Source organism: Paenibacillus sp. FSL K6-1330, assembly GCF_037976825.1.
GTDB lineage: Bacteria > Bacillota > Bacilli > Paenibacillales > Paenibacillaceae > Paenibacillus_AQ.
Map to the genome: position 1 here is coordinate 2,911,814 of NZ_CP150269.1, position 21,225 is coordinate 2,933,038.

The 21,225-nt window shown below is 47.1% G+C and carries 21 protein-coding genes; 13 read left to right on the forward strand and 8 right to left on the reverse strand.

Annotated features, from left to right (window positions below):
* Position 1 precedes the first annotated feature (1 nt).
* Positions 2-1,630, forward strand: a complete 1,629-nt coding sequence (locus NYE54_RS13260; RefSeq protein WP_339272316.1) for an AraC family transcriptional regulator — start codon at positions 2-4, stop codon at positions 1,628-1,630.
* A gap of 164 nt (positions 1,631-1,794) precedes the next feature.
* Here NYE54_RS13260 and NYE54_RS13265 read toward each other — a convergent pair whose 3' ends face one another.
* Positions 1,795-3,633 carry a UbiD family decarboxylase gene (locus NYE54_RS13265; protein ID WP_339272318.1) on the reverse strand — a complete coding sequence of 613 codons (1,839 nt, stop codon included), beginning with the start codon at positions 3,631-3,633 and terminating at the stop codon, positions 1,795-1,797.
* A gap of 480 nt (positions 3,634-4,113) precedes the next feature.
* Between NYE54_RS13265 and NYE54_RS13270 the strand changes: the two genes are divergently transcribed.
* Positions 4,114-4,653 (forward strand): sigma-70 family RNA polymerase sigma factor, encoded by a 540-nt coding sequence (locus tag NYE54_RS13270; protein ID WP_306434165.1) that lies wholly within the window; start codon positions 4,114-4,116, stop codon positions 4,651-4,653.
* Positions 4,640-5,782: a DUF4179 domain-containing protein gene (locus NYE54_RS13275; RefSeq protein WP_339272321.1), complete on the forward strand. Its 1,143-nt coding sequence runs from the start codon at positions 4,640-4,642 to the stop codon at positions 5,780-5,782. The genes NYE54_RS13270 and NYE54_RS13275 overlap by 14 nt, the downstream gene beginning before the upstream one ends.
* A gap of 206 nt (positions 5,783-5,988) precedes the next feature.
* On the opposite strand, the gene NYE54_RS13280 is transcribed toward NYE54_RS13275, so the two are convergent.
* Entirely contained in the window at positions 5,989-6,216 is a 228-nt protein-coding gene (locus tag NYE54_RS13280) for a helix-turn-helix transcriptional regulator (RefSeq protein WP_076321108.1), read from the reverse strand.
* Between the two features lie 365 nt (positions 6,217-6,581).
* Between NYE54_RS13280 and NYE54_RS13285 the strand changes: the two genes are divergently transcribed.
* The 3 genes from NYE54_RS13285 to NYE54_RS13295 are packed head-to-tail and all read left to right on the forward strand — an operon-like array spanning position 6,582 to position 8,618.
* Positions 6,582-6,818 carry a bacteriocin immunity protein gene (locus NYE54_RS13285; RefSeq protein WP_339272324.1) on the forward strand — a complete coding sequence of 79 codons (237 nt, stop codon included), beginning with the start codon at positions 6,582-6,584 and terminating at the stop codon, positions 6,816-6,818.
* Positions 6,815-8,116, forward strand: a complete 1,302-nt coding sequence (locus tag NYE54_RS13290) for a hypothetical protein (protein ID WP_339272326.1) — start codon at positions 6,815-6,817, stop codon at positions 8,114-8,116. The genes NYE54_RS13285 and NYE54_RS13290 overlap by 4 nt, the downstream gene beginning before the upstream one ends.
* 49 nt (positions 8,117-8,165) lie before the next feature.
* The gene (locus tag NYE54_RS13295) at positions 8,166-8,618 is read left to right on the forward strand and encodes an immunity 63 family protein (protein WP_339272328.1); all 453 of its coding nucleotides are present in this window, start codon (positions 8,166-8,168) and stop codon (positions 8,616-8,618) included.
* Between the two features lie 200 nt (positions 8,619-8,818).
* On the opposite strand, the gene NYE54_RS13300 is transcribed toward NYE54_RS13295, so the two are convergent.
* The 5 genes from NYE54_RS13300 to NYE54_RS13320 form a co-directional block, all read right to left on the reverse strand.
* Positions 8,819-9,097 carry a YxcD family protein gene (locus NYE54_RS13300; RefSeq protein ID WP_076321113.1) on the reverse strand — a complete coding sequence of 93 codons (279 nt, stop codon included), beginning with the start codon at positions 9,095-9,097 and terminating at the stop codon, positions 8,819-8,821.
* Between the two features lie 3 nt (positions 9,098-9,100).
* Complete coding sequence (locus NYE54_RS13305; protein ID WP_076321114.1) at positions 9,101-9,547, reverse strand: hypothetical protein; 447 nt, start codon at positions 9,545-9,547, stop codon at positions 9,101-9,103.
* A gap of 56 nt (positions 9,548-9,603) precedes the next feature.
* On the reverse strand, positions 9,604-10,182 hold the full coding sequence (locus NYE54_RS13310; RefSeq protein WP_113056814.1) for a PadR family transcriptional regulator: 579 nt from the start codon (positions 10,180-10,182) through the stop codon (positions 9,604-9,606).
* A gap of 204 nt (positions 10,183-10,386) precedes the next feature.
* Positions 10,387-10,956 (reverse strand): carbonic anhydrase, encoded by a 570-nt coding sequence (locus NYE54_RS13315; RefSeq protein WP_090911712.1) that lies wholly within the window; start codon positions 10,954-10,956, stop codon positions 10,387-10,389.
* A 40-nt stretch (positions 10,957-10,996) separates the two neighbouring features.
* On the reverse strand, positions 10,997-11,326 hold the full coding sequence (locus tag NYE54_RS13320) for an iron-sulfur cluster biosynthesis family protein (protein ID WP_339272334.1): 330 nt from the start codon (positions 11,324-11,326) through the stop codon (positions 10,997-10,999).
* 129 nt (positions 11,327-11,455) lie between these two features.
* Between NYE54_RS13320 and NYE54_RS13325 the strand changes: the two genes are divergently transcribed.
* The 7 genes from NYE54_RS13325 to NYE54_RS13355 all read left to right on the forward strand — a co-directional run bounded on the left by NYE54_RS13325 (position 11,456) and on the right by NYE54_RS13355 (position 19,596).
* The gene (locus NYE54_RS13325) at positions 11,456-12,973 is read left to right on the forward strand and encodes a carboxypeptidase M32 (protein ID WP_339272335.1); all 1,518 of its coding nucleotides are present in this window, start codon (positions 11,456-11,458) and stop codon (positions 12,971-12,973) included.
* 170 nt (positions 12,974-13,143) lie between these two features.
* Complete coding sequence (locus NYE54_RS13330) at positions 13,144-14,148, forward strand: ABC transporter substrate-binding protein (protein WP_100536439.1); 1,005 nt, start codon at positions 13,144-13,146, stop codon at positions 14,146-14,148.
* A gap of 41 nt (positions 14,149-14,189) precedes the next feature.
* Positions 14,190-14,963 carry an ABC transporter ATP-binding protein gene (locus tag NYE54_RS13335; protein ID WP_339272338.1) on the forward strand — a complete coding sequence of 258 codons (774 nt, stop codon included), beginning with the start codon at positions 14,190-14,192 and terminating at the stop codon, positions 14,961-14,963.
* 5 nt (positions 14,964-14,968) lie between these two features.
* On the forward strand, positions 14,969-15,799 hold the full coding sequence (locus tag NYE54_RS13340; RefSeq protein ID WP_339272340.1) for an ABC transporter permease: 831 nt from the start codon (positions 14,969-14,971) through the stop codon (positions 15,797-15,799).
* Positions 15,800-16,448: 649 nt separating this feature from the next.
* Positions 16,449-17,669 carry an MFS transporter gene (locus tag NYE54_RS13345; protein WP_339272341.1) on the forward strand — a complete coding sequence of 407 codons (1,221 nt, stop codon included), beginning with the start codon at positions 16,449-16,451 and terminating at the stop codon, positions 17,667-17,669.
* 270 nt (positions 17,670-17,939) lie between these two features.
* Complete coding sequence (locus NYE54_RS13350; RefSeq protein WP_339272342.1) at positions 17,940-18,920, forward strand: GNAT family N-acetyltransferase; 981 nt, start codon at positions 17,940-17,942, stop codon at positions 18,918-18,920.
* A 31-nt stretch (positions 18,921-18,951) separates the two neighbouring features.
* The gene (locus tag NYE54_RS13355) at positions 18,952-19,596 is read left to right on the forward strand and encodes an MBL fold metallo-hydrolase (RefSeq protein ID WP_339272344.1); all 645 of its coding nucleotides are present in this window, start codon (positions 18,952-18,954) and stop codon (positions 19,594-19,596) included.
* Between the two features lie 223 nt (positions 19,597-19,819).
* On the opposite strand, the gene scfB is transcribed toward NYE54_RS13355, so the two are convergent.
* The gene (scfB, locus tag NYE54_RS13360) at positions 19,820-21,199 is read right to left on the reverse strand and encodes a thioether cross-link-forming SCIFF peptide maturase (RefSeq protein ID WP_339272346.1); all 1,380 of its coding nucleotides are present in this window, start codon (positions 21,197-21,199) and stop codon (positions 19,820-19,822) included.
* Between the last annotated feature and the right edge of the window lie 26 nt (positions 21,200-21,225).

Consider the following 21,225-nt stretch of genomic DNA (forward strand, 5'->3'; position numbering starts at 1 on the left):
AATGAAGGCGGAAACCAGCTCGATTAACCGAACTTCTTTATTTTATGTGTTGAAGGATATTCAGCTTCATACGCAATCTATGGGTTGGCAGCAAGAAATTCTGGTTGACAACGAGCACACACTGCTGATTTTGACGGCCGGCACGGGGCGACTGCACTTGGAGGAAACGGAGTTTCACATGCGGCAAGGTCGAAGTTATCACATAACCCCCGGCTCAACAGCACTTATTCATTCTGAAACGGACGGCATGGGTTTCTATCTGTTAACCTATGAACTTTGGGGGATGGAGGGAACTCCCTCTGGACAGGCATTGCCTGTACGAAACCCTCAATTTGCTCCGTACCAGCATCAGGCCGAATGGTCATGTCTCCCGTTCTCTCAATGTATTGAATACCTGGAGGGCATTTATCGGCAGCGCGATACCTATAGCGAGTTGGAATCCTTCGACATTCATGTGCGTTTTCAGGCGTTCATGCTGTTTTTATATCGGCAGAATCAGAACGCTGCTCACCATACGAATATGCGCCAGGCTGTTGAGAAATCGATTCAACATCTACAAGAGCACTATCGAAATAATTGGACTGTGGAGCAGTTGGCAGAGCTTGCGAACGTTGCACGCTGGCAATATACTCGGATTTTTAAAAAGATCACGACCAAGTACCCCCTTGATTATCTGAACGGGGTCCGGATTGACCGGGCAAAACAGTTGCTGCTGGCGACAGATGATCGGCTGCTGGATATTGCACAATTTGTTGGTTTTAACAACGAATATTATTTTAATCGTCGATTCAAACAAACCGTGGGGATTTCGCCCGGACAATATCGCCGTCAACGTCATCAGGAGAAGATGCGGGTATTTGCGCCATTCCTTGAAGATTTTTTGGTAGCCCTCGGCATAACACCGGTCGTGCAATGCGCTCACTACAGATGGGGGAGACAGGATTACCTTGGTCTGCATGATGTCCCTGTAATTGATATTGAGCAGGAGGATATCGATGAACTTGCTCGTCACAAGCCGGACTTAATTATGATGGATAGGGGGTTCAGGCGCTGGATGTCTGACGACGGCTTGGGACGGCTAGCTCCAACGTATGAGTTCCCGCATGCGAGTGAGGATTGGCGCATGACACTGCGTAAATCGGCGGACCTGCTGGGTAGGAAGGACCGAGTGCAGGATGTCATCTCACAATACGAATATAAAGCTAGTGAAGCCAGGAGACTCCTTAAGCGCTCTGTCCATGCCCAAACCGTGGCCTGTCTTCGTATATCGGCGCTTGGAATCAGTTTATATTCGGGTCCGTATCATGGGTATACGGGGCCAATCCTGTACGGGGATCTGGGTCTGACCCCGCATCCACTTGTTCAGCAGTTGTCCAGGGATGCCCGGAATGCGATCTTGTCCAGGAAATATCTGAAGCTGCTGGATGTCGATCATCTGTTTATTACGTTCGACAAGCGTCATTCTTCCTGGGAAGGCGAGGAACGTTGTTTGCTCGATGCCCCAGAATGGCGATCACTTCCGGCAGTTAGGAGCGGCTGCGTGTATGAGGTTGATTTTCTGACCTGGATGAATTATGGGGTGATCTCTCATGGGAAAAAGATTGAGGATGTGCTGAGGGTGCTGACATAGGACGCTTTTAATAGATTGCGCATGATGAACCAACTATCATCCATATAACGTCCCGTATAAGAAAAACAAAGGCTGATCCCAAAGTCAATATGACTAAGGACCAGCCATTTTTTTATTTCATCCTATAGGCGGCTGCTAGAAGAACTCTAAAAGCTCGTTTGGGTTTAACGTAACTGAATCCGACTTAAACTGCCTCCGTCCGCAAATAAACGCTTGATGCTGCGTTCAACCTCTTCATCCGGTATTAATGGCGGAGCCTGATGCGGTTTTGTACGGGCATCGATAATGACCGTATCACAGCCCCAATGCTTATGCTCATAGCGGCTGTTCACGCCGTGAATGTCATGGGAAGGATTGCTGCGCGTAAAGGTTGCCCACAGGAAATTACTTACTGTCGCACTCATGAATTCACTGTCATCGCACAGAATGATCATCGGACAGGAGGAGAGGGAACCTCTCGCACGGATCGTCTCGTTTAGACGCTCCATTTCCTGCCGCACTTCGGCATAACTCGTAAAAGCGGCTCCCTGGATCGCGACAATGCCGGGCATGATCCATTTGGCTGGCGAGTATCCGGGCAGATCCGTCAAGGCTTCAGGCACCTCTTGGCACAAATCCCTTTTTTTATCCCCGACCGCCGCGAATACGACCTTGCTCCCGGTGTTAAGCCCGGTCCCGGAATAATCGAGTGTATCGATCGTAGTATTGGTCTGAAAATGGATATCCCGGTGCAGATCGATTCGTTCCAATATATAGGCCAAGAAATCCTCGATCTGATGCGTGTCTAAGGTTTGGTTCTCCTCGGCCGCTATGAACAGATACTTGGCTAAACTCAATTGGCCCGTGCCCAATATCCGATTGGCAATCGTGAGAAGCTCAGCCGGCTGTTTTACTTGTTGATAAGGGGTATAGCGTTCGCTGCCGATGGCAAAGAGCAAGGGGTGTACCCCAGCAGCGTCCACCGCATGAACCTCTTTGACACCCGGGATTTCTTGCCGGATGGCCCCGCCAGTCAGCTCATGAATCAGTTCGCCGAAGGACGTATCTTCCTGTGGAGGTCTTCCAACGACCGTAAATGGATAGATCGCCTGTTGTTTGGCGTAGACCTTGTGCACTCGCATGACGGGAAACGGATGGATAAGGCTGTAATAGCCCAGATGATCACCAAAAGGACCTTCCGGCTTGGTTTCACCCGGGTAGATTTCCCCTGTAATGACGAAATCCGCATCGTGGCTAATGCAGTAGCCGTCAACATAGCTGTACCGGAAATGGCGTCCGGACAGCAAGCCGGCAAAGGTTAGCTCGCTCATGCCTTCCGGCAGCGGCATAACCGCTGAAATCGTATGCGCAGGGGGACCCCCGATGAAACAGCTTACTTTAAGCGGCTGCCCCAATTTATTGGCCTTCGCTTGATGGATGCCGATGCCCCGGTGGATCTGGTAATGGATGCCAACTTCCTTGTTTATTTCATATTCGTTGCCTGTGAGCTGCACCCGATACATGCCCAGATTGGAATTCATGACGCCCGGCTTCTCCGGATCTTCCGAATAGACTTGAGGCAGCGTGACAAAAGCACCGCCATCATCCTTCCAGTGCTTAATTAACGGCATATCGGAAATTTGGATTTCCTGAAATCCGGGTGGCAATGCCCCCGTTTTTTTGATAGGTAACGCGGTTTTAGCTGCTAATCCCGTCCCGATATATTTGAACGGATTTTTGAGCGCCTTCATCGGATCGTTGCGCAGCGCGATCACGTCTTGTGTGGATTCGAAGGTTTCCCGAAAAATGAATTTGCTACGCTCGATCGTACCGAACAGGTTGGAGACCGCGCGGAACCTTGAACCTTTAACATTTTCAAATAACAGCGCCGGGCCGCCTGCGGCATAGACCTTCATATGTATGGCTGCCATTTCCAAATGTGGATCAACCTCTTCATGTATACGAACCAAATGGCCATGTTTCTCCAGATCTATGATGCATTCTTCCAGATTATGATATTTCATTACATAGCTCCAATCCCTTGAAGATAGTGAATTTATTCTACTATCTACTATTATCGACAATCTCACAGCACAGGTCAATGATACCTAATATAGACGGGACGAATGGACATATCATAAAAAATTACCCTGTCCCAGAGTGTGAAGCAAAGGACAAGGCGATCTCATCATTTCAATCGAGCTCTTTATTTATTTTGTTTGAACCAGCTAACAATCATTGTTCTTGTCGCGTTCTCTGTTGTATAGCAGCTCAGTTCCTTCCGGGATAAGGTCACATCCATAGGCGGCCCCAATGCTGACAAAATTTAAATTATATCAAAAAGGGCCGCAATTACTTAATTTACTACTGTAATGTCATGTGTTCCTGCAATCCCTTCGCAACATGAAAACCCGTGTAATTAGAATCTAACCTTTGGTCTAGATTCGCGATCTAATAAATATAAGCAAACTGAAAAAATCATAGAAGAAAGAGGCGAGGTTCAATTGTTATCAGAAATGGAGCAAGAGGTCGTATCGGCCCAAGCGGGTGACCGTGAAGCGTTTATTCGACTCTTGCAAGGAGTAGAATCAACCCTCTATTCCATTGCCCGCTCAATGCTCAGACAAGACGAGGATTGTGCGGATGCGATTCAGGAAACGATGCTGAAAGCCTACAAAGCCATATATGGCTTGAAAAAACCTGCTTATTTCAAAACGTGGATATGTCGCATACTGATCAACCAATGCAACGAGATATTACGACAGAGAGCTCGTACCCAAACGATGGCAGACATTCATGTCCTATCTTCCGATGTCAAAGAGTATGAAAAAATCGATTTGCGCGAAGCAGTTGATCAGTTGGATGAATCCCTTCGAATTGTCGTCGTACTGCACTATCTACAGGATATTCCCATTAAGGATGTCGCCCACATCCTCGACATATCAGTAAACGCCGTAAAAAATCGCCTGTATCGGGCTCGCAATATCCTTCTTGCATCGTTAGATCAATCTCGGGAAAGGAAGTTGAATTATGGAGCGTTTTGAAGTCGAAATGGAAACCTTGAAACGGAAGGAACAAAGTCAAATGCCCGAAATGGTTCGAAACCGGATCGACGAGACGTACCATACCATCGTCAATATGGAGATGCCTGCAAGACGCCGCTATATAAGGAGAGAGAGAGGCCGGGGAGTTAAAATCGCTATGTTATCCGTCCTGACTGTTGCCGTTCTGGGGTCGACCGTCATCGCATCCGGGTTCATTTCACCAGCCCTTGCGCAATCTCTCCGGCAAATCCCCTTGATCGGCAGTATATTTCAAAATCAGGATGCCGGCTTGCAGACTGCTGAAAGTCAGGGGTTCGTTACGCCGGTCGACATCAAGGATACGCATGATGGGGTTACCATGAAAATTACGAATGTCATATATGACGGAGTACGGGTAGCGATGGTGGCCACCCGTGAATCGAGCAAGAACTTCGAAGAGCCTTTGTATGAACCCATAAGGCCTGAGGGTCATTTTTTTTCATCTCGGGGGATTGAACATTATTACATGGAATATCAAGGAGAGACTCTACCAGCTGGAATGAGCGCTACGGGGGAAAAAGATTCTGTACTGATCTTTACGGATGATTCGAGTTACGCCGAGGAAAACGCCCCATTCCCCGATACGTTCCATTTGTCTGTAACATTGATAATTAAAGGAATCAAAGAACCTTTCAATTTCAACGTGCCTGTCGTTAAGAACACATCGAATACCTTTTATGTCGAGGACCCGGGTTTATCCAAAACGCATGACAACCTGAAGTTAACGATCGAAAAAATTGGACTTACTCCCATTACGACTGAAGTAGTTATCAATGTAAAGGCTGACCTAAATCTTGTTCCTGAAAAATATTTGACTACAGGTTTTCTGAATATGGAATATGAACTGGTGGATGATCAAGGTGTTTCCATGAAACCAATCGGTGCCAGAGGCAGCTCCAAGGACCCGGAGAAATACGGCATCTATTCAAAAACAATGTATGAGCCGTTTACACACATCCCAAAAGCAATAACCATAAAGCCTTATATCAGCAACACAAAAAACGGGTTTAAGAAGGAATATATTAAGGAATTAGAAATAACCGTGCCTGTTGAAACCAAAGCTGTAGGCAAAAAATTGAACAATGATTAGCATTTGAATAAATGCAAAACGAAAGAAAGGCCGGTCTACTAGACTCGGCTTTTTCTGTTTCTAACTACACTTGAAATTCCCCTGCTACGGGGGGGATAATCCGAGCATTCGATATGATGCTCATCTTTGTTGGAATAAGCAAAGTCGCACCACGAACAGCGTTGATATGTTTATAATAGAAATAGCCCCCACCCATGATCTTGGTGTTACTTTTCTTTCTTGCTGTGATTACGCTTTGCAATGTCAGTCTGGCCAAGTATGTAATCAATGCTTACGTCATGGAAATCCGCTAGTTTAATCAATACTGAGCTAGGAACATCCAAATTTCCACTTTCGTATCGAGAGTATGTGGTTTGGGAAATGTGCAGATAATTCGCCATCTGCTGTTGTGTCAGATCTCTGTCTTCGCGTAGTCCTCGAATTCGTTTATACATCATATATCACCCATGCAAAGTTTAGTTTATGCGAAAATTGCATATTGATATTTATGCGTTTTTCGCATAAAATTTATGAAAAAATGGTTGAGGAGTAAAGAAATCTTAGATAGAGAAAAAAACGAAGGCAGCTGAGCCCGAAGGGAAGTTAATGATTGATGTTATTCTAAGTTCAGAAATTATCGTAGATAGTTATGGGAAACTAACGTATGCAATTAAGGAAGCTATCTCTGTTGGCGAAATAGAGAAGCTAAAACAACTTCATTCAAAGTATCTGTATTTTTTTGAAAATTCACTTAAACGGTTGAATAAGTCTGAGAAGGAATTTATTCGGCGTTGGATCGATGACAAGAAAGGAGCCGTACATGAGCGAATTAACGAGAGCGCAGATCGTTGATCTGGTGACAAGACTGTATAATGGAGAAGGCAGCGAAGAAGAGGTGGAGGAATGGATCGAATTGCTGCAGCGGAATGTTCCCCACCCCGACATCAGCAATTTGATTTTTTGGCCGGAAAAAGATATGACGCCAGAGGAAATCGTTGAAGAAGCTTTCCATTACAAACCGATATACATAAATACATACAGGGGGGAACGCGAATGAGTTGGTTGGACCGGAAAACAGCGGAAGAGTGGCGCGCGGAAGGCAAACGTTATGCCGCCGACGTTAATGAATATGTACGCATAGGGATGGAGACCAATTGGCAGGAGGAACCGCCTGCGATCGAAGAGGATCGGCGCCAGGCCATGGCCCAAGAAGTGGTTAAGATGATCGCTGCCGCCAATGAAGCCGGTGAAACGGCTCTGCTTCGCGAAGAGCTGCCGCCCGCGTCCTGGCCATTGACAGGAGAGTTCAAGGAGGAGACACAGGCGGTGAAGCCCGTATATGCATGGGAAAATGGTCACGTGCTGCTGCAAACTGGAGCTTCATGGGAGCGACGGTTCACCTATGTCGTTGGTAGTGATAGCATAACCGAGTTAACGGGAATCGGCTGTGCAGGAAGCTCCGTAGATGGACAGTACTTGGCAGTAGCCGATGAGAATGGGGTGCGGACGATATTTTTGCCGGGTACTTCCTTGAACGGGCAATTGGTTGCGAAGTTTACATGGCAGGATATTTGCAGCCGCCTGAAGGCCGATCTCAAAGATCTTGAATCACTGGCTGATGAAGAGAGACCTTATGATATTCTCGATGAAATCATTCCGTTCAACGATGGGCGGCAGGTTCTGCTCGTTGGCGCGTATGGCATTTACCTGCTGGGAGACTCGAAGGCGCAATTAATGCATCCGGATGCCGGGGAGCTTCGAGAGGACGAGCTTGAAGATACCAGAATCGATATGGCTCACGGCGCAATCTCGCGGGATGGCAGGTGGCTGGCATATGGCAGCCAGTCCAGCGAGCATCTGCTGATGGACCTGGAAGGGCAGCAGTTGTACAGAATAGAGCCTCATTCCAGTTATCCACACTATAGCCTGTTCACGCAGGATGGTCGTTCCGTGTGGTTTAATGCCTGCCATTTTTACAATGGGGATACGATATCCGTACCGCTGCATGCTGTAGAAACGAGAGCCTTTGCAGAAGGACTGCCGATAAATGAAGAAATGCGCGTGTACGCCGGCGTCGCGCTGAAGGAGGGAGGCATTCTTGGCGATGCTTATGGGTACCTCCGTTTTATCGATTATGAGGGCAAGGAAATATGGCGTTATTTTGTAGGTAGCACGATTTCCGGGCTGATCGCGACGCCGGATGAGAATTTCCTGCTGGTCGGCACCTATGGCGGTATGCTGCACCGGATTAACCTGGCAAGCGGCGTCAGGGATGAGTACAGTATTGGCACAGCCCCGATTTGTGAAACCAACCGCTGGATATTCTGGAAGAACTCAGAGCCCTTGTCTTGGTAAAACCGTAAACAATCCTGCGTCATTTACGCGACTCCTAAAGGGGGAAGAGATGTCCATTATGCTTACAAAACAAGAAATGATTGATCGAATCCTTCATCTGCTTCATAAGACTTCCATGTATGATCCTGAATACGAGAGAGTGGCCACTCTACCTTTTGAAGAAGGTTATATAGGTGATTTGAGTCCGGTTGTTCGGGTTGGAGAGCAGGAATATGAGCTCGCTATGTATGAAAGAGGCGTGCAGATGCTCAGCAAGAGGACCAAGGATACCGATGAAGTGATCTTCTGGATCCTGGAGGATACCATTCATACGATTGCCCATATTAAGCTTCTGCAAAAATACAAGGTGGATAATGTAAACACCCATTTGAAGTATACCAAGGACGAAATCCGAGAAATGACGGATATGATCCATGAATCCTTCCTTCAGATCGGTGGACAGTATGAGGAATGGCATAAGGCGGGCAAGCGGAAAGAGCTGGAGAACCCGAATTCGGGATAGAACGACGCAGGCACGGGTACTGCGATAAGCCAAGACAATGATGGCCGTGTTGCTCGTATATTAGAGAGGGGCGCCAATATGGTTGAAGCGCTTTTCTTGGACGGAACCTTTGCGCACTGTACGAACTGATCCTATTGTTTGTAATCAAAGAGCAGCCGCTTCGCATAGTAGCGAAGCGGCTGCTTTATCGATTCATCAGGTTATTGCTGAACGATGGCGATAATTTCGTCTTCCAGCTCAAGTCGTACTTGTTCGCTGTAAGCGCGGATATTGTACTCGGAGTACAGGTAGCGGAGAATGGCTTCGATGAGGTTAGCCTCAATCAAATATTGATTCCTACCGCTGACCCATACTTCACCTGTATATCCGGTATCTTCATCCCAGCTAAGCTCAAGCGATACATCGGTTGGTTTGACGCCTCTGCGTTCCGCCTGATGAAGGCAGACTGCATTGACGATTTCGTCCATGCTCAAAATCATGGATTAGTACCGATTGTTGTTATTGTTGTTGTCGCGAGGTTCGTTTTGTTTACGACGATTCTTCACGGAGCGTACAACAGCCATAACGATCATAATCAAAGCCCAGATAGCGATCAGGTTAATGAGGAGTCCCATGATTTCGCCCATGAAGCCCATACCCCCGAACATGCTGCCGAAGAGCAAACCAGCTAGACCACCGATCATAAGTCCTTTCATCAAGCTGCCGCCGCTGAAGAATCCGCGTTTTGCCGTGCTGCCGGCCGCCCCTGTCGTATTGGAACGGTTGTTCGATTGTTGAACATTATTGTTATTATTCTTTTTCGGAGTGCTGTTGTATGTCTTGGTCCCGGATTTGAAACCTCCGCCGCCTCTGCGGGCATCTGCGGAATCAGGTGTCAGTGCTACAAAGAACAATGTAATCGCTACAAGAATAGTCAATACTTTTTTCATCGTGTTCTGTCGAACCTCCCAGTAAATTTAGAGTAATAAAGAGTAATACGGACGAGTCACGATAAGGTTTCAAAATTTGTACGACCATGTTTTGAGGCTGTTGTGTGCTGCTGCTGTCTCAGTAATTCCAGTACCCAATCACACCATTTCAGCTCGGTTTCAGCCATCATCAGCCCTTTGGTAGCGAGTACGTAATTGCTGAAAGCCTTGCTTCCAATCTCGCGGGTATCCTCCGGAATTCCCTCTAAAATCTGCTCATAATAACGTTTTTTCTCCAAATACCCAATTCTGCGGTCCTCGAAAATATCGACGGCGATGCCGATCTCCGTCAGCCACAGGCAAAAGGTCCGAAGAGAAAGCTCATCCTTGGTGACTGCAGGCGCGATAGGTTGGTACATCCATTCACGCAGCTTCTGCATGCCTTTTTCTGTAATCGCATAGATTTTCTTGTCCGGTTTATCACTTTGCTGGACCCAGTGCGAGGACAATAGCTGCTTCTCCTCCATGCTGGACAGCAAGGGATAGATTTGACTGTGTTTGGCTTGCCAAAAGGGCTGTATTCGAAGCATCAAATCATATCCTGATGATTCTCTTCTTGCTAGTAATCCTAACAAGCCGTATGACAACGTATTCATGGACATAACTCCCTTTGAAACGCATATCGTGGACGCTAAAGCGTGGATGGTCATTCGCCTATCGGTCCGGTTGTTAAAAAGTGTACACTGAAACTGTATGGTTTGACAACCGGGGGAGGGGGCTTTCTCTCTGCTTTTGGCAAAATTGTGACTAAAAAAGCACAAACGCGTAAGCGCTTGTGCTTCCATTTGACTTTGATTGATTTATTCGTTCTCGTAACCTTCTACGACCAGATCCAGCGCGCCGGTGTTGGGGTCGATGACCATGCCATGAACGGGTACGTTTGGAGGAAGAAGTGGGTGGTTTTTGATCAGGTTTACGGTATTTTTTACGCCGTCCGTAATGTTATCGAATCCGCGAAGCCATTTGGATAACCGGATGCCGGAGTTTTCCAGCGTGGATAACACTTCATCGGATATGCCGCGGTCTCTCATATGCTGGATCATGTCCTCGGCGTTTAGGGAAGCCATGCCGCATTCGTAGTGACCCACAACGATGACTTCTTCGGCGTGCAGTTCGTACAGTGCAACCATGACGCTTCGCATAACACTTCCGAAGGGCTGTGAAATGATCGCGCCGGCGTTTTTAATGATTTTGACATCGCCATTTTTGAAATTCATCGCTTTAGGGAGCAGTTCGACCAATCGTGTATCCATACAAGTGATAATGACGAGTTTCTTCTCAGGAAAACGCCCTGTCAGGTAGGATTCGTACTCTTTATTCTCTACAAAGCTGCGATTGTGTTCCAGAATGCTGTTAAGGTGTTTTTCCATCGATTTTCTCTCCTTTGTATCTATTGTTTATTTGTTGTTCTTATGCTCTGGCATCTAATACTTGAATGTTAGTACCGTAGTTCTGTCCGCTGCTGTCCAGGCGAAAGGAGTAGGTGGCTGGATCGGCGTCGAGCCTCATCTTCTCTTCGAAAAAAACGGCCTGCTTGCGGTTCATGATAAACGGCACCGGGCTGCCTGTCTCGATAGCGATATCTTCCATCGTCGGCTCATCTACAATACGCAGGCCTGGGAAGCCGTTGACGGCACATCCACATCCCTCCGTGTCATAGATCAGCCTGATTGCGCCCGGTTTGTCCCCAAGTTTGTCCTTCAGCTTCAGCTCTGCTTGCGGGGTGAGTTGAATTTTCACGGCATCCTGACACTCCTTTATATGTATATTATTATTTATTCTTTCTGGAAGTTGATTATATACCTTGTAAAAAGTATCATCAATAGAGTATAGAAGAATCCTATTATAAAAAAAAGAAGGTGTGCCGGAATGGCAGTACAACATTTACCACAATGGGAACAATTTGATCGATTGGTTCGCAAAATCATGAGTTATTACGAAGCTATTGGCCTACTTCATTGGGATTTACGGACGGGTGCTCCACGCAAGGGAACCGAAATTCGTTCGGAAACGATCGGGGTTCTATCCACAGAAGCATTTAAACTGCAAATATCGGAAGAAATGGGACAGCTGTTATCGTTTTTTGCGGAGCCGAAACAGGCAGAACAGCTCGATGACCGCAAACGCCGCATGATTGCCGAAGTACGCAAGGTGTACGATCAGAGCAAATCCATCCCGCCTGAACGCTTCCAGGAGTATTCCATTCTCGCTGCCCAATCGGAGACGAAGTGGGAGGAAGCGAAGAAGAACAGCGATTTTGAAGGCTTCGAACCTTACTTAACAAAGATTGTTGCGTTCAAGCAAGAGTTTATTGAATATTGGGGTGTGAAAAATACCAGATACGACACACTCCTTGACATGTACGAGCCGGATTTAACAGTGGAAAAGGTGGATGCCATCTTCGAGCGCCTGAAAGCACGTCTGGTACCGCTAGTTCACGCGATTCAGGAATCGCCCTTCAAGCCGAAAACGGACTTCTTGAAACAGCTGTTCCCGAAAGAACAGCAGGAGAAATTCAGCTTGTTCCTGCTGGAGCAAATGGGCTACGACTTTGAAGCGGGACGTTTGGACGAGAGTGTGCACCCGTTTGCGACGGGCCTGAACCCAGGTGACGTACGCATCACGACCATGTATCTTCCGGATGATGTGTTAAGTGCGGTATTCAGCTCTTTGCATGAGGGAGGGCATGCCCTTTACGAGCAAAATATCGATAAGGAGCTTGCGGGTACGCCGCTCTCCGGCGGTACCTCGATGGGCATCCATGAATCTCAATCCCGTCTGTGGGAAAATATGATTGGTCGCAGCCGTCCGTTCTGGCGCCGTTATTTTGCGGATCTGCAGCAGCATTTCCCTGAACAATTGAAGGGAGTGGACATCGAGGATTTCTATTTGGCCGCGAACAAGGTAGAGAATTCTCTCATTCGAATTGAGGCGGATGAGCTTACTTATAACCTGCATATCATCATTCGTTATGAGATCGAGAAGAAACTTTTTAACGAAGGTTTGGCCGTGAAGGATCTGCCGGAGACTTGGAACGCGAAGTATAAAGAATACCTCGGCATTATGCCACCAAATGACGGAATGGGCGTTCTGCAGGACGTTCACTGGTCCGGCGGCGATTTCGGATATTTCGCTTCGTATTCCCTGGGCAACATGTATGCGGCTCAGATGCTTCATACGATGCGCAAAGAACTGCCGAACCTCGATCAGCTCATCGAGGAGGGGAATCTGGCTCCGATAAAGGAATGGCTGACAGACAAGGTTTACAAGTACGGAAAGAGCGAGAAGCCGTCCGAGATTATCGTACGCGTCACCGGAGAAGAACTGAATCCGGACTATCTGGCCGATTATCTCGAAGAGAAGTATAAAGAGATTTACAAACTTTAATTATCACTCACGACAAACGCAGCCAAAGTGGCTGCGTTTTTTTTGTAGGTAGGACAGTCCATAATGCCACTCAACATCCACCAGCATACTCTATCAGGCATTTAACCTTTGGGCAGGCGCTTGCATATGCTGAAAAGAAACATTGGGTCAATGGGGAATGGAGGGTTACGATGAAGCGTCAAAAATGGTGGGGGCTGGCGTTAACCATGCTGCTTGTTTGCGGAGTGGCGCTTGCCGGGTGCGGTGGCGGCGGATCGGCTACGAAGGTCAAGATTGGCGAAGTGACGCGCTCGATCTTCTACGCGCCGCAGTATGTCGCATTGGAGAAAGGATTTTTTAAGGAAGAGGGGCTTGATGTCGAGCTGCAGACCACCCCTGGCGGAGACAAAACGATGACGGCACTGCTGTCGGGAGCCATCGATGTGGCACTTGTCGGCTCGGAAACTTCGATTTACGTGTATCAACAGGGCTCAGAAGATCCGGTCATTAACTTCGGACAGGTGACGCAGACAGACGGGACATTTTTGATGGCAAGAGACGGATCGGGTGCTTTTGACTGGAACAACCTGAAGGGTAAAGTATTCCTCGGTCAGCGCAAAGGCGGAATGCCGCAGATGGCAGGCGAGTTTACCTTGAATAAAAAAGGAATCGATCCGCACGCGGATCTGGAACTGATTCAGAATATCGATTTTGCGAATATCGCCTCTGCCTATGCTTCCGGCACCGGTGAATTTGTTCAGCTCTTTGAGCCGCAGGCCTCCATCTTTGAAAAAGAAGGCCGAGGCAAGGTGGTTGCTTCTTTTGGCGTTGAAAGCGGACGTCTGCCATATACCGTATTCATGACGAAGCAGAGCTACATCAACAAAAACGATGCAACGGTGCAGAAGTTTACGAATGCCCTTTACAAGGCACAGCAGTGGGTGGATGCGAACAGCCCGGAAGATATCGCGGATGCGATCATGCCTTATTTTAAGGATAGCGACCGCGACATCGTGGTGTCTTCCGTTAAACGTTACAAAGAGCAAGGCAGCTATGCAACCGATCCGATCGTGGACGAAGCGGAATGGAACAATCTGCTGGACGTGATGGAGCAAGCCGGGGAGCTGAAAGAACGGGTAGCGCCTGACACGATCGTCAACAACAGCTTTGCCGAGAAAGCAAAACAAGCTAAATAATGAAGTGCTCCTAATCCATAGAACGAAAGGAGAGAGCACCAATGGTACCGGTAGTTGAATTGAACGATATCGCTCACGTATATGTTACTGATCGGGAAGCCTCTCTGGCTGTGGAAGGAATTCAGTTGAAGGCGGAACCGGGGGAGTTTATTAGCCTGGTTGGACCCAGCGGTTGCGGCAAGACAACGATCTTGTCTGTCATTGCCGGCTTGCTGCAGCCATCCAAAGGAACCGTCTACGTCAATGGAAAACCGGTAAACGGACCGTCACCGGCGGTCGGGTATATGCTGCAGCAGGATTATTTATTTCCATGGCGCACGATCATGGATAACGCATTGATCGGCTTGGAACTGACGGAGAGATTAAATCCGGAAAGCCGTAGCAACGTTCATAGCTTGCTCAAGGAGATGGGGCTTGGGGAGAGCGGCAATCTCTATCCGGCTCAGTTGTCTGGCGGAATGAGGCAGCGGGTTGCCCTCGTAAGAACCTTGGCTACGGACCCGGGCTTGTTGCTGCTGGATGAACCTTTTTCCGCACTGGATTATCAGACGAAGCTGCAGCTTGAGGATCTGATTGTGGAGACTTTGAAGGAGCGGGGGAAGACCGCCATCCTGGTCACCCATGATCTGTCCGAAGCGATTGCGATGAGCGATCGGGTCATCCTTCTGAACCGCAACCCGGGAAGGATTCACCGCATGTTCTATATTCCGGAGAACATCCGCCGGGCGCAGCCATTCTACGCTCGTAAGGAGCCAGGGTTCAACGAATTGTTTCATGAGATTTGGGGCGAAATGCAAACCATCGGGAAGGAGTGAAGCTTATGTCATCAAGGGATGAGCCTGCAGCTTCTTCTTCGAAGGGCTGGCTCCAGGATATTTATGTACAGCATATGAAGCGAAAGAAAAGCATCCGCACACGCGTGCTGGCGGTTCAGCTCAGCTTGCTGCTGTTATTCTTTATCTGGTGGGAAGCGGCGGGCAGATTCAAATGGATTGACGTGCTGCTTTTCAGCTATCCGACCAAGATATTCTCCAATATATGGGGGAATATGATCAGCGGCGAGTTATGGGGGCATTTGGGGATCACGGTAGGGGAGACAGTTGTCGGATTCCTGCTTGGTACGCTGGTAGGTACACTGCTGGCCGTATTTATCTGGTGGTCCCCGTTTCTTAACAAGGTGCTGGATCCCTATATGGTTGTGTTCAACAGTATGCCGAAAGTGGCGCTGGGTCCTATATTTATCGTGATGTTTGGCGCGGGATTTACCGCGATTGTTGTCACTACGTTATCCATCACGGTCATCGTGACCACGCTTGTTGTTTACAACAGTTTTCATGAGGTGGATTCCAATCTGATCAAGGTCGTTCGGACCTTCGGCGGATCCAAGCGCCAGGTGTTTCAGCGAGTTATTTTGCCGGCTTCCTATCCGACAATCGTGTCAACGCTCAAGGTCAACGTGGGCATGGCATGGGTCGGCGTCATTGTCGGAGAATTCCTGGTCGCCAAATCGGGTCTTGGCTACTTGATTATGTACGGCTTTCAGGTATTCAATTTCACGCTTGTCCTGTCGAGTCTGCTCATTATCGCCGTTGTGGCAACAGCTATGTATCAAATGGTGGTATATATAGAACGGATCCTGATGCGAGGCTAACTGAACTGGGTATTCAACAAGCTGAGAATCTTGCAGAATTTCTCACAGGTAAAGATCGTGATTTTAATAGAGTAGAGAACCCTTCCGACTAGCGGAAGGGTTCTTTGTTTTAATGGGGAATTATGGTAGCGTTGTTGAGTTGAGAGCGATACAGAAGGAGGCGCTTATCGTTGGAAGAGGTGTTGGTGACGTTGCCGGAAAAAGGAAAGAGAGAGAAGACGCTATTACACGATTGAGTCATGTGGAAGCACTCCTTTATCTTGCCCACCATGAGAAAGGGAAATGCAAAAAAGCGGCGTTAATGGTCTTGGTTGGGGATACTGTTAAGATAGTTATTGTGTACAATTGGAAAGTTTGGAGGTTGACATGTTCTTCACTATTTTGCTAGTATGTATCACGAAATAAATTTTCCTTTAATACAGTCCAGAGAGGCTGAAAAGGGCTACGTGATATTTCTAGGCTAATAATATCTATGTCTTCGCATGCCCTTTTGCCCTCTGTGCAAGAAGGGCTTTTTATTTTGCTTAAGTACCTCTTTTAAAGGGAGTCCTGTGAGGCTTCAAAAGAGAATGGAAAAGTCTTGTGTAATCCATTCCCTCAAACACGCTAAAAGAGAGTTTTATCATCAAGAATTTGGAGGAACGCTAGAATGGATTATCGTAAGAAGACAGTAGTAGCTTCAGTAGCTGGTTTAACGTTGGAAGGAATGGACATTATGTTTGTTTCCTTTGCGATGACAATGATTATTTCAGAATTTAACATTGACTTCGCAACGGGTGGACTGATTTCTTCCATAACGAATATCGGCATGCTGCTAGGCGGTATTATTTTTGGGATTTTAGCTGATAAGTTTGGACGGGTAAAGGTGTTTGCGAATACCGTCTTGTTGTTTGCAATTGGAACAGCTTTAACGGGATTAGCAGCGAATATTGAACAAGTATATATTTTCAGATTTATCGCAGGTCTTGGCGCAGGGGGCGAATATGGAATTGGTATGGCTCTCGTTGCTGAGGCTTGGCCGAAAAACAAACAAGGAAGAGCTTCCTCGTATGTGAGTGTAGGTGCACAGTACGGAGTTATTTTAGCAGCGTTGCTAAGTGCTGTCATTCTTCCGTTCTTGGGATGGAGAGCTTTATTCTTTGTTGGAGTGGTACCTGTCATTTTCGCCGTTATTGTGCGAAAGAAACTTGAAGAATCTCCAGAGTGGCTGGCTGCCCAAAAAAATAAAGAAACCAACAAACAACATGAAAAAGGCAAGCTGGCTCAACTATTTGAAACGCCTAGAACATCGCTGACAACAATTTCATTGATTATTATGGCAACGGTGCAAATTGCCGGCTACAATGGTTTGATGATTTGGCTGCCATCCATGCTGCAGAAATCTCAAGGTTTATCCGTTTCAAGTTCTGCTCTTTGGACCATTAGTACAGCGGTTGGCATGATTATTGGGATGCTTGCGTTCGGCCTGTTTATGGACCGATTTGGTGCAAAGCGTGCTTTTGGCATCTTCTTGCTTGCCTCTGCATGTGCTGTGTTTTTATACTCCTATGCTGCTGGAAGTGTTGCCATTTTAATCGGTGGCGCGATTGTCGGTTTCTTCTCGAATGGCATGTTTGCTGGGTATGGAGCTTTAATTAGCAGCTTCTATCCTGTGCAAATTCGAAGTACGGCGACAAATACGATTTTTAACTTCGGTAGAGCCATTGGAGGGTTTTCGCCAATCTTTGTCGGCTATATTCTTCAAAGTTATGATATGACGGTCGTCATGATCTACTTAGCCGCCTTATACTGCATTTCCCTTATCGTCATGTTGACTCTAAAAAAAGAGCCAAGTGAGGTTTTGCAACCCGTTGAAGTTAAAATAAATTAAAGCATGAAAGAACGAATTCCACACCATAGGGATTCGTTCTTTTTTATGTGCACCCGGCATGGTATGCATATGTACTATAATAAACCCCTTACCCACCAGATTTATACGGAGAAGAATTTATCTGAGCTAATTGAAGAACTTCTTAACTTATTTGGCTAGGAAATCCGCTGTGAATTTTTCAATAAATCCATATTTTACCCTGAAAGAAGCCTCCATGTATGGGATAATCTCTTTGAGATCGATTAGGAAAACTTGGAGGAAATGATAGCGATGAAATTTATAATTCGAAAGATGAGAGAGCCGGACGATTTTGCTGCGGTGGCGTCGCTGCTCAATACGGTTTGGCCTGAACCGGTAACGGCGGAACTTTTGAAGGAAGAGGAGGACCAAATCCCTCCGGGTAAGCTGGATTACAATGAGAAGGGCGAGCTGACAGGATGGGATCGTCCCAAATGGGTAGCGGAAGATGAGTCGGGGCAAGTTGTTGCTTACGCTATCGCTTGGAGAGCACCTTGGACGGAGCCGGGTGAATTATTCCTCACCCTTGTTGTACACCCGGAAAGCCGTGGAAACGGGGTAGGCAAGGCGATGTACGATACGCTTCACCAATGGGCGGCAGAGGTTAGAGCTTCTCGTCTGACCGTTATTTTGAGAGATGCAGACGCTTTGTCGGCAGCTTTTGCCGAACGTCGCGGTTACATACAGGAGCGCCATATTTTCGAATCTGTTCTGGACCTGGCATCGTTTGACAACGACAACCTGTTTGTTTCGGTCGAAGAGGCAGAGCGATCCGGAATTCAGTTCATTACATTAGCCGATGAGCCGGGAGAAGACGGGGAAAGAAAGCTCTATGAGCTTTACAAGGTCACACAGCCGGATATTCCGGGTTTTTCCGGCGATGTCCCTTGGTTTGAAGAATGGAAGAAATGGAGCATTGGACACAGCAGAGTGCGCCCGGAATGGATCCATATCGCCAAGGACGGCGACCGCTACATCGGTGTCGTCACATTGCAGCAGAACGAGCAGACGCAGGCGATGTATCATGAATATACCGGCGTTCTGCCGGAGTACCGGGGCCGCCGCATCGCGCTTGCCTTAAAGCTGCTCGGCATTCAAACAGCACGTGCATGCGGAGTCCCTTATTTGAGAACGCATAATGATTCCATGAACGTCCCGATGCTTCGAATTAACCGTGATCTTATCGGTTTCCGGGCGGAGCCGGGGAATTATCAGATGGTGCTTAAGCTGTAAACATCAACAACTGGAGAAAGAGGAAAACGAAATGGAAATAAAAAAAATCAGGAATCGAAACATTCTGTTTACGTATCGGCAGCCTGCTGGTTGGGATTTAAATGTTCAGCTTATTCTCGGCAATCGGTACAACTACATCATCGATACAGGCTTGGGCTCTTTGAGCATGGAGCCTGTCAAAGAATACATAAAGCATGATTCCAAGCCCATCATCGTCATCAATACCCATTACCATTGGGATCACATCTGGGGAAACAGCTCGTTTCGAAACTGCACGATTTTATCTCACACGAGCTGCAGGGACATGATCGATGTACATTGGGAAGAGATGATGCAGAAATACGGGCATCTTGTTGACGGTGAAGCCGAAAAACTTCTACCCGATCTAACTTTCGAACAAGAGATCTATTTTCCCGATGACCAAATAAGAATCATGTATACACCCGGTCATACCGCGGACTCCATCAGCATTATGGATGAATTGGAAAAGGTCATTCATGTAGGCGATAATATCGGTGACTCGATGGAGGAGCTGGTTCCAAGCCTCTATGGTGAAAAAGATGACTATATCAAGACTCTTTTAAAGTATAAAGAAATGGATATGGAACTTTGCGTGTCAGGACATAATACGGTTGCGGAAAAGCAAGTCTTTGACAAAATCCTGGACCTCTTATAAGGGCGCCCGCCAACATTTTAACGGAAATAGACACTACGTACGATTTAATCGTTATTCAAAAAGCCGGTTTTCCTCGCTAAGGAATCCGGCTTTTTATATATTCAATGGACACTTGCACGTTCATGTCTAGTGAAAATTTAGTGTCATAATATCTAATGAAGATGGATCATTTTTTAAAATATTCTATTGGAAAATTTCCCTTACCGTGCAGTTGTACCGCTATCTACACTTCACTCTCTTCCATCGCTCGGATTGATTCGGCGACCTTGGCCATCATCGAGCATTCGATTCGTTTGCGGAACACGTCGCAACTAAACTCGTAGATTCCGTTAATGGAACCCGTCGCATGCAAAGCATTGGCAGGGCAGCCGCCGCTGCAGTAGAGTTTAGCCCAGCAATCTTTACACTCCGGCTTCGTGTAGCAGTTGCTTTCTTTGAATTGGCATTGCAGTTCAGGCCGCTTGATGCCATCCCAGATGTTGCCCATGCTGTATTCTTCATCCCCGACAAACTGGTGGCAAGGGAACAATTCGCCCCATGGCGTGACCGCGAGATACTCTGTGCCTGATCCACAGCCCGTGATCCGCTTCTGAATGCACGGTCCCTCTGAGAGATCGAGCATGTAATGATAGAAGGTAAACCCTTTGCCTTGTTCAGTGCGCTCAATCATTTCCTTGGCGAGAATTTCGTACTGATTATATATCTCCGGGAGATCTTTCTCGGTAAGCGCATAAGGTTCCCGCGGATCACAGATGACCGGCTCCATCGAGATTTTGTCAAAACCAAGATCTGCGATATGGAAGATGTCTTTGGTGAAGTCGACATTGTTCCGCGTATACGTTCCCCGTACATAATATTCTTGATCTCCGCGCTTTTGGACGAATTCCTTGAACTTCGGCACGATAGAATCATAGCTGCCCTTACCGGTAACGGTTGTGCGCAGCCGATCATGTACCTCTTTTCTTCCATCCAAGCTCAAGACGACATTGTACATTTCCTGATTTAAAAACTCGGTAACTTCATCGTTGAGCAGCATGCCGTTCGTGGTGAAGGTGAAGCGGAATTTTTTCTTCCATTCCTTCTCTTTGCTTCGTGCGTACTTTACAATCTCTTTGACGACTTTCCAAGCCATAAGCGGTTCCCCGCCGAAGAAGTCGATATCAAGGTTTCGGTGATGGCCAGAATTTTCGAGCAGATAATCGATAGCTCTTTGCCCAACCTCTACGCTCATAATTGCCCGATCACCATTGTATTTCCCTTGGCTGGCGAAGCAATATTCGCACGACAGATTGCAAGTATGTGCGACATTGAGACAGAGCGCCTTTACATACGTTTTACGTGCTTTTAAATGAATAGATAGATCCTCATAAGCATCCTCAGTAAAAAGCTGCTCATTCTTAATTAGTTCCTCGACCGCTGAGATCGTCTCCTGAATGCTTTCTTCTGAATATTGTTTTTCCATCATGAGCGACAGGATTTGTTCGGGTGTTTCATGTTCATAAAGCGCAATAACTTCATATGCCAGGTCATCAACAACATGGACAGAGCCACTATAGGTGTCGATTACGATGTTGTATCCGTTCAGTTGATATTGGTGAATCATACTGCGAATCAAGCTCCTTTTAACTA

Coding starts and splice junctions, on each gene's coding strand:
- NYE54_RS13310 (WP_113056814.1), bottom strand. CDS start 10,182: ATGAATACGTTGTCATACGGCTTGTTAGGATTACTAGCAAGAAGAGAA.
- NYE54_RS13340 (WP_339272340.1), top strand. CDS start 14,969: ATGTCATCAAGGGATGAGCCTGCAGCTTCTTCTTCGAAGGGCTGGCTC.
- NYE54_RS13265 (WP_339272318.1), bottom strand. CDS start 3,633: ATGAAATATCATAATCTGGAAGAATGCATCATAGATCTGGAGAAACAT.
- NYE54_RS13290 (WP_339272326.1), top strand. CDS start 6,815: ATGAGTTGGTTGGACCGGAAAACAGCGGAAGAGTGGCGCGCGGAAGGC.
- NYE54_RS13285 (WP_339272324.1), top strand. CDS start 6,582: ATGAGCGAATTAACGAGAGCGCAGATCGTTGATCTGGTGACAAGACTG.
- NYE54_RS13315 (WP_090911712.1), bottom strand. CDS start 10,956: ATGGAAAAACACCTTAACAGCATTCTGGAACACAATCGCAGCTTTGTA.
- NYE54_RS13300 (WP_076321113.1), bottom strand. CDS start 9,097: ATGATTTTGAGCATGGACGAAATCGTCAATGCAGTCTGCCTTCATCAG.
- NYE54_RS13335 (WP_339272338.1), top strand. CDS start 14,190: ATGGTACCGGTAGTTGAATTGAACGATATCGCTCACGTATATGTTACT.
- NYE54_RS13305 (WP_076321114.1), bottom strand. CDS start 9,547: ATGAAAAAAGTATTGACTATTCTTGTAGCGATTACATTGTTCTTTGTA.
- NYE54_RS13295 (WP_339272328.1), top strand. CDS start 8,166: ATGTCCATTATGCTTACAAAACAAGAAATGATTGATCGAATCCTTCAT.
- NYE54_RS13275 (WP_339272321.1), top strand. CDS start 4,640: ATGGAGCGTTTTGAAGTCGAAATGGAAACCTTGAAACGGAAGGAACAA.
- NYE54_RS13325 (WP_339272335.1), top strand. CDS start 11,456: ATGGCAGTACAACATTTACCACAATGGGAACAATTTGATCGATTGGTT.
- NYE54_RS13350 (WP_339272342.1), top strand. CDS start 17,940: ATGAAATTTATAATTCGAAAGATGAGAGAGCCGGACGATTTTGCTGCG.
- scfB (WP_339272346.1), bottom strand. CDS start 21,199: ATGATTCACCAATATCAACTGAACGGATACAACATCGTAATCGACACC.
- NYE54_RS13345 (WP_339272341.1), top strand. CDS start 16,449: ATGGATTATCGTAAGAAGACAGTAGTAGCTTCAGTAGCTGGTTTAACG.
- NYE54_RS13260 (WP_339272316.1), top strand. CDS start 2: ATGAAGGCGGAAACCAGCTCGATTAACCGAACTTCTTTATTTTATGTG.
- NYE54_RS13280 (WP_076321108.1), bottom strand. CDS start 6,216: ATGTATAAACGAATTCGAGGACTACGCGAAGACAGAGATCTGACACAA.
- NYE54_RS13355 (WP_339272344.1), top strand. CDS start 18,952: ATGGAAATAAAAAAAATCAGGAATCGAAACATTCTGTTTACGTATCGG.
- NYE54_RS13330 (WP_100536439.1), top strand. CDS start 13,144: ATGAAGCGTCAAAAATGGTGGGGGCTGGCGTTAACCATGCTGCTTGTT.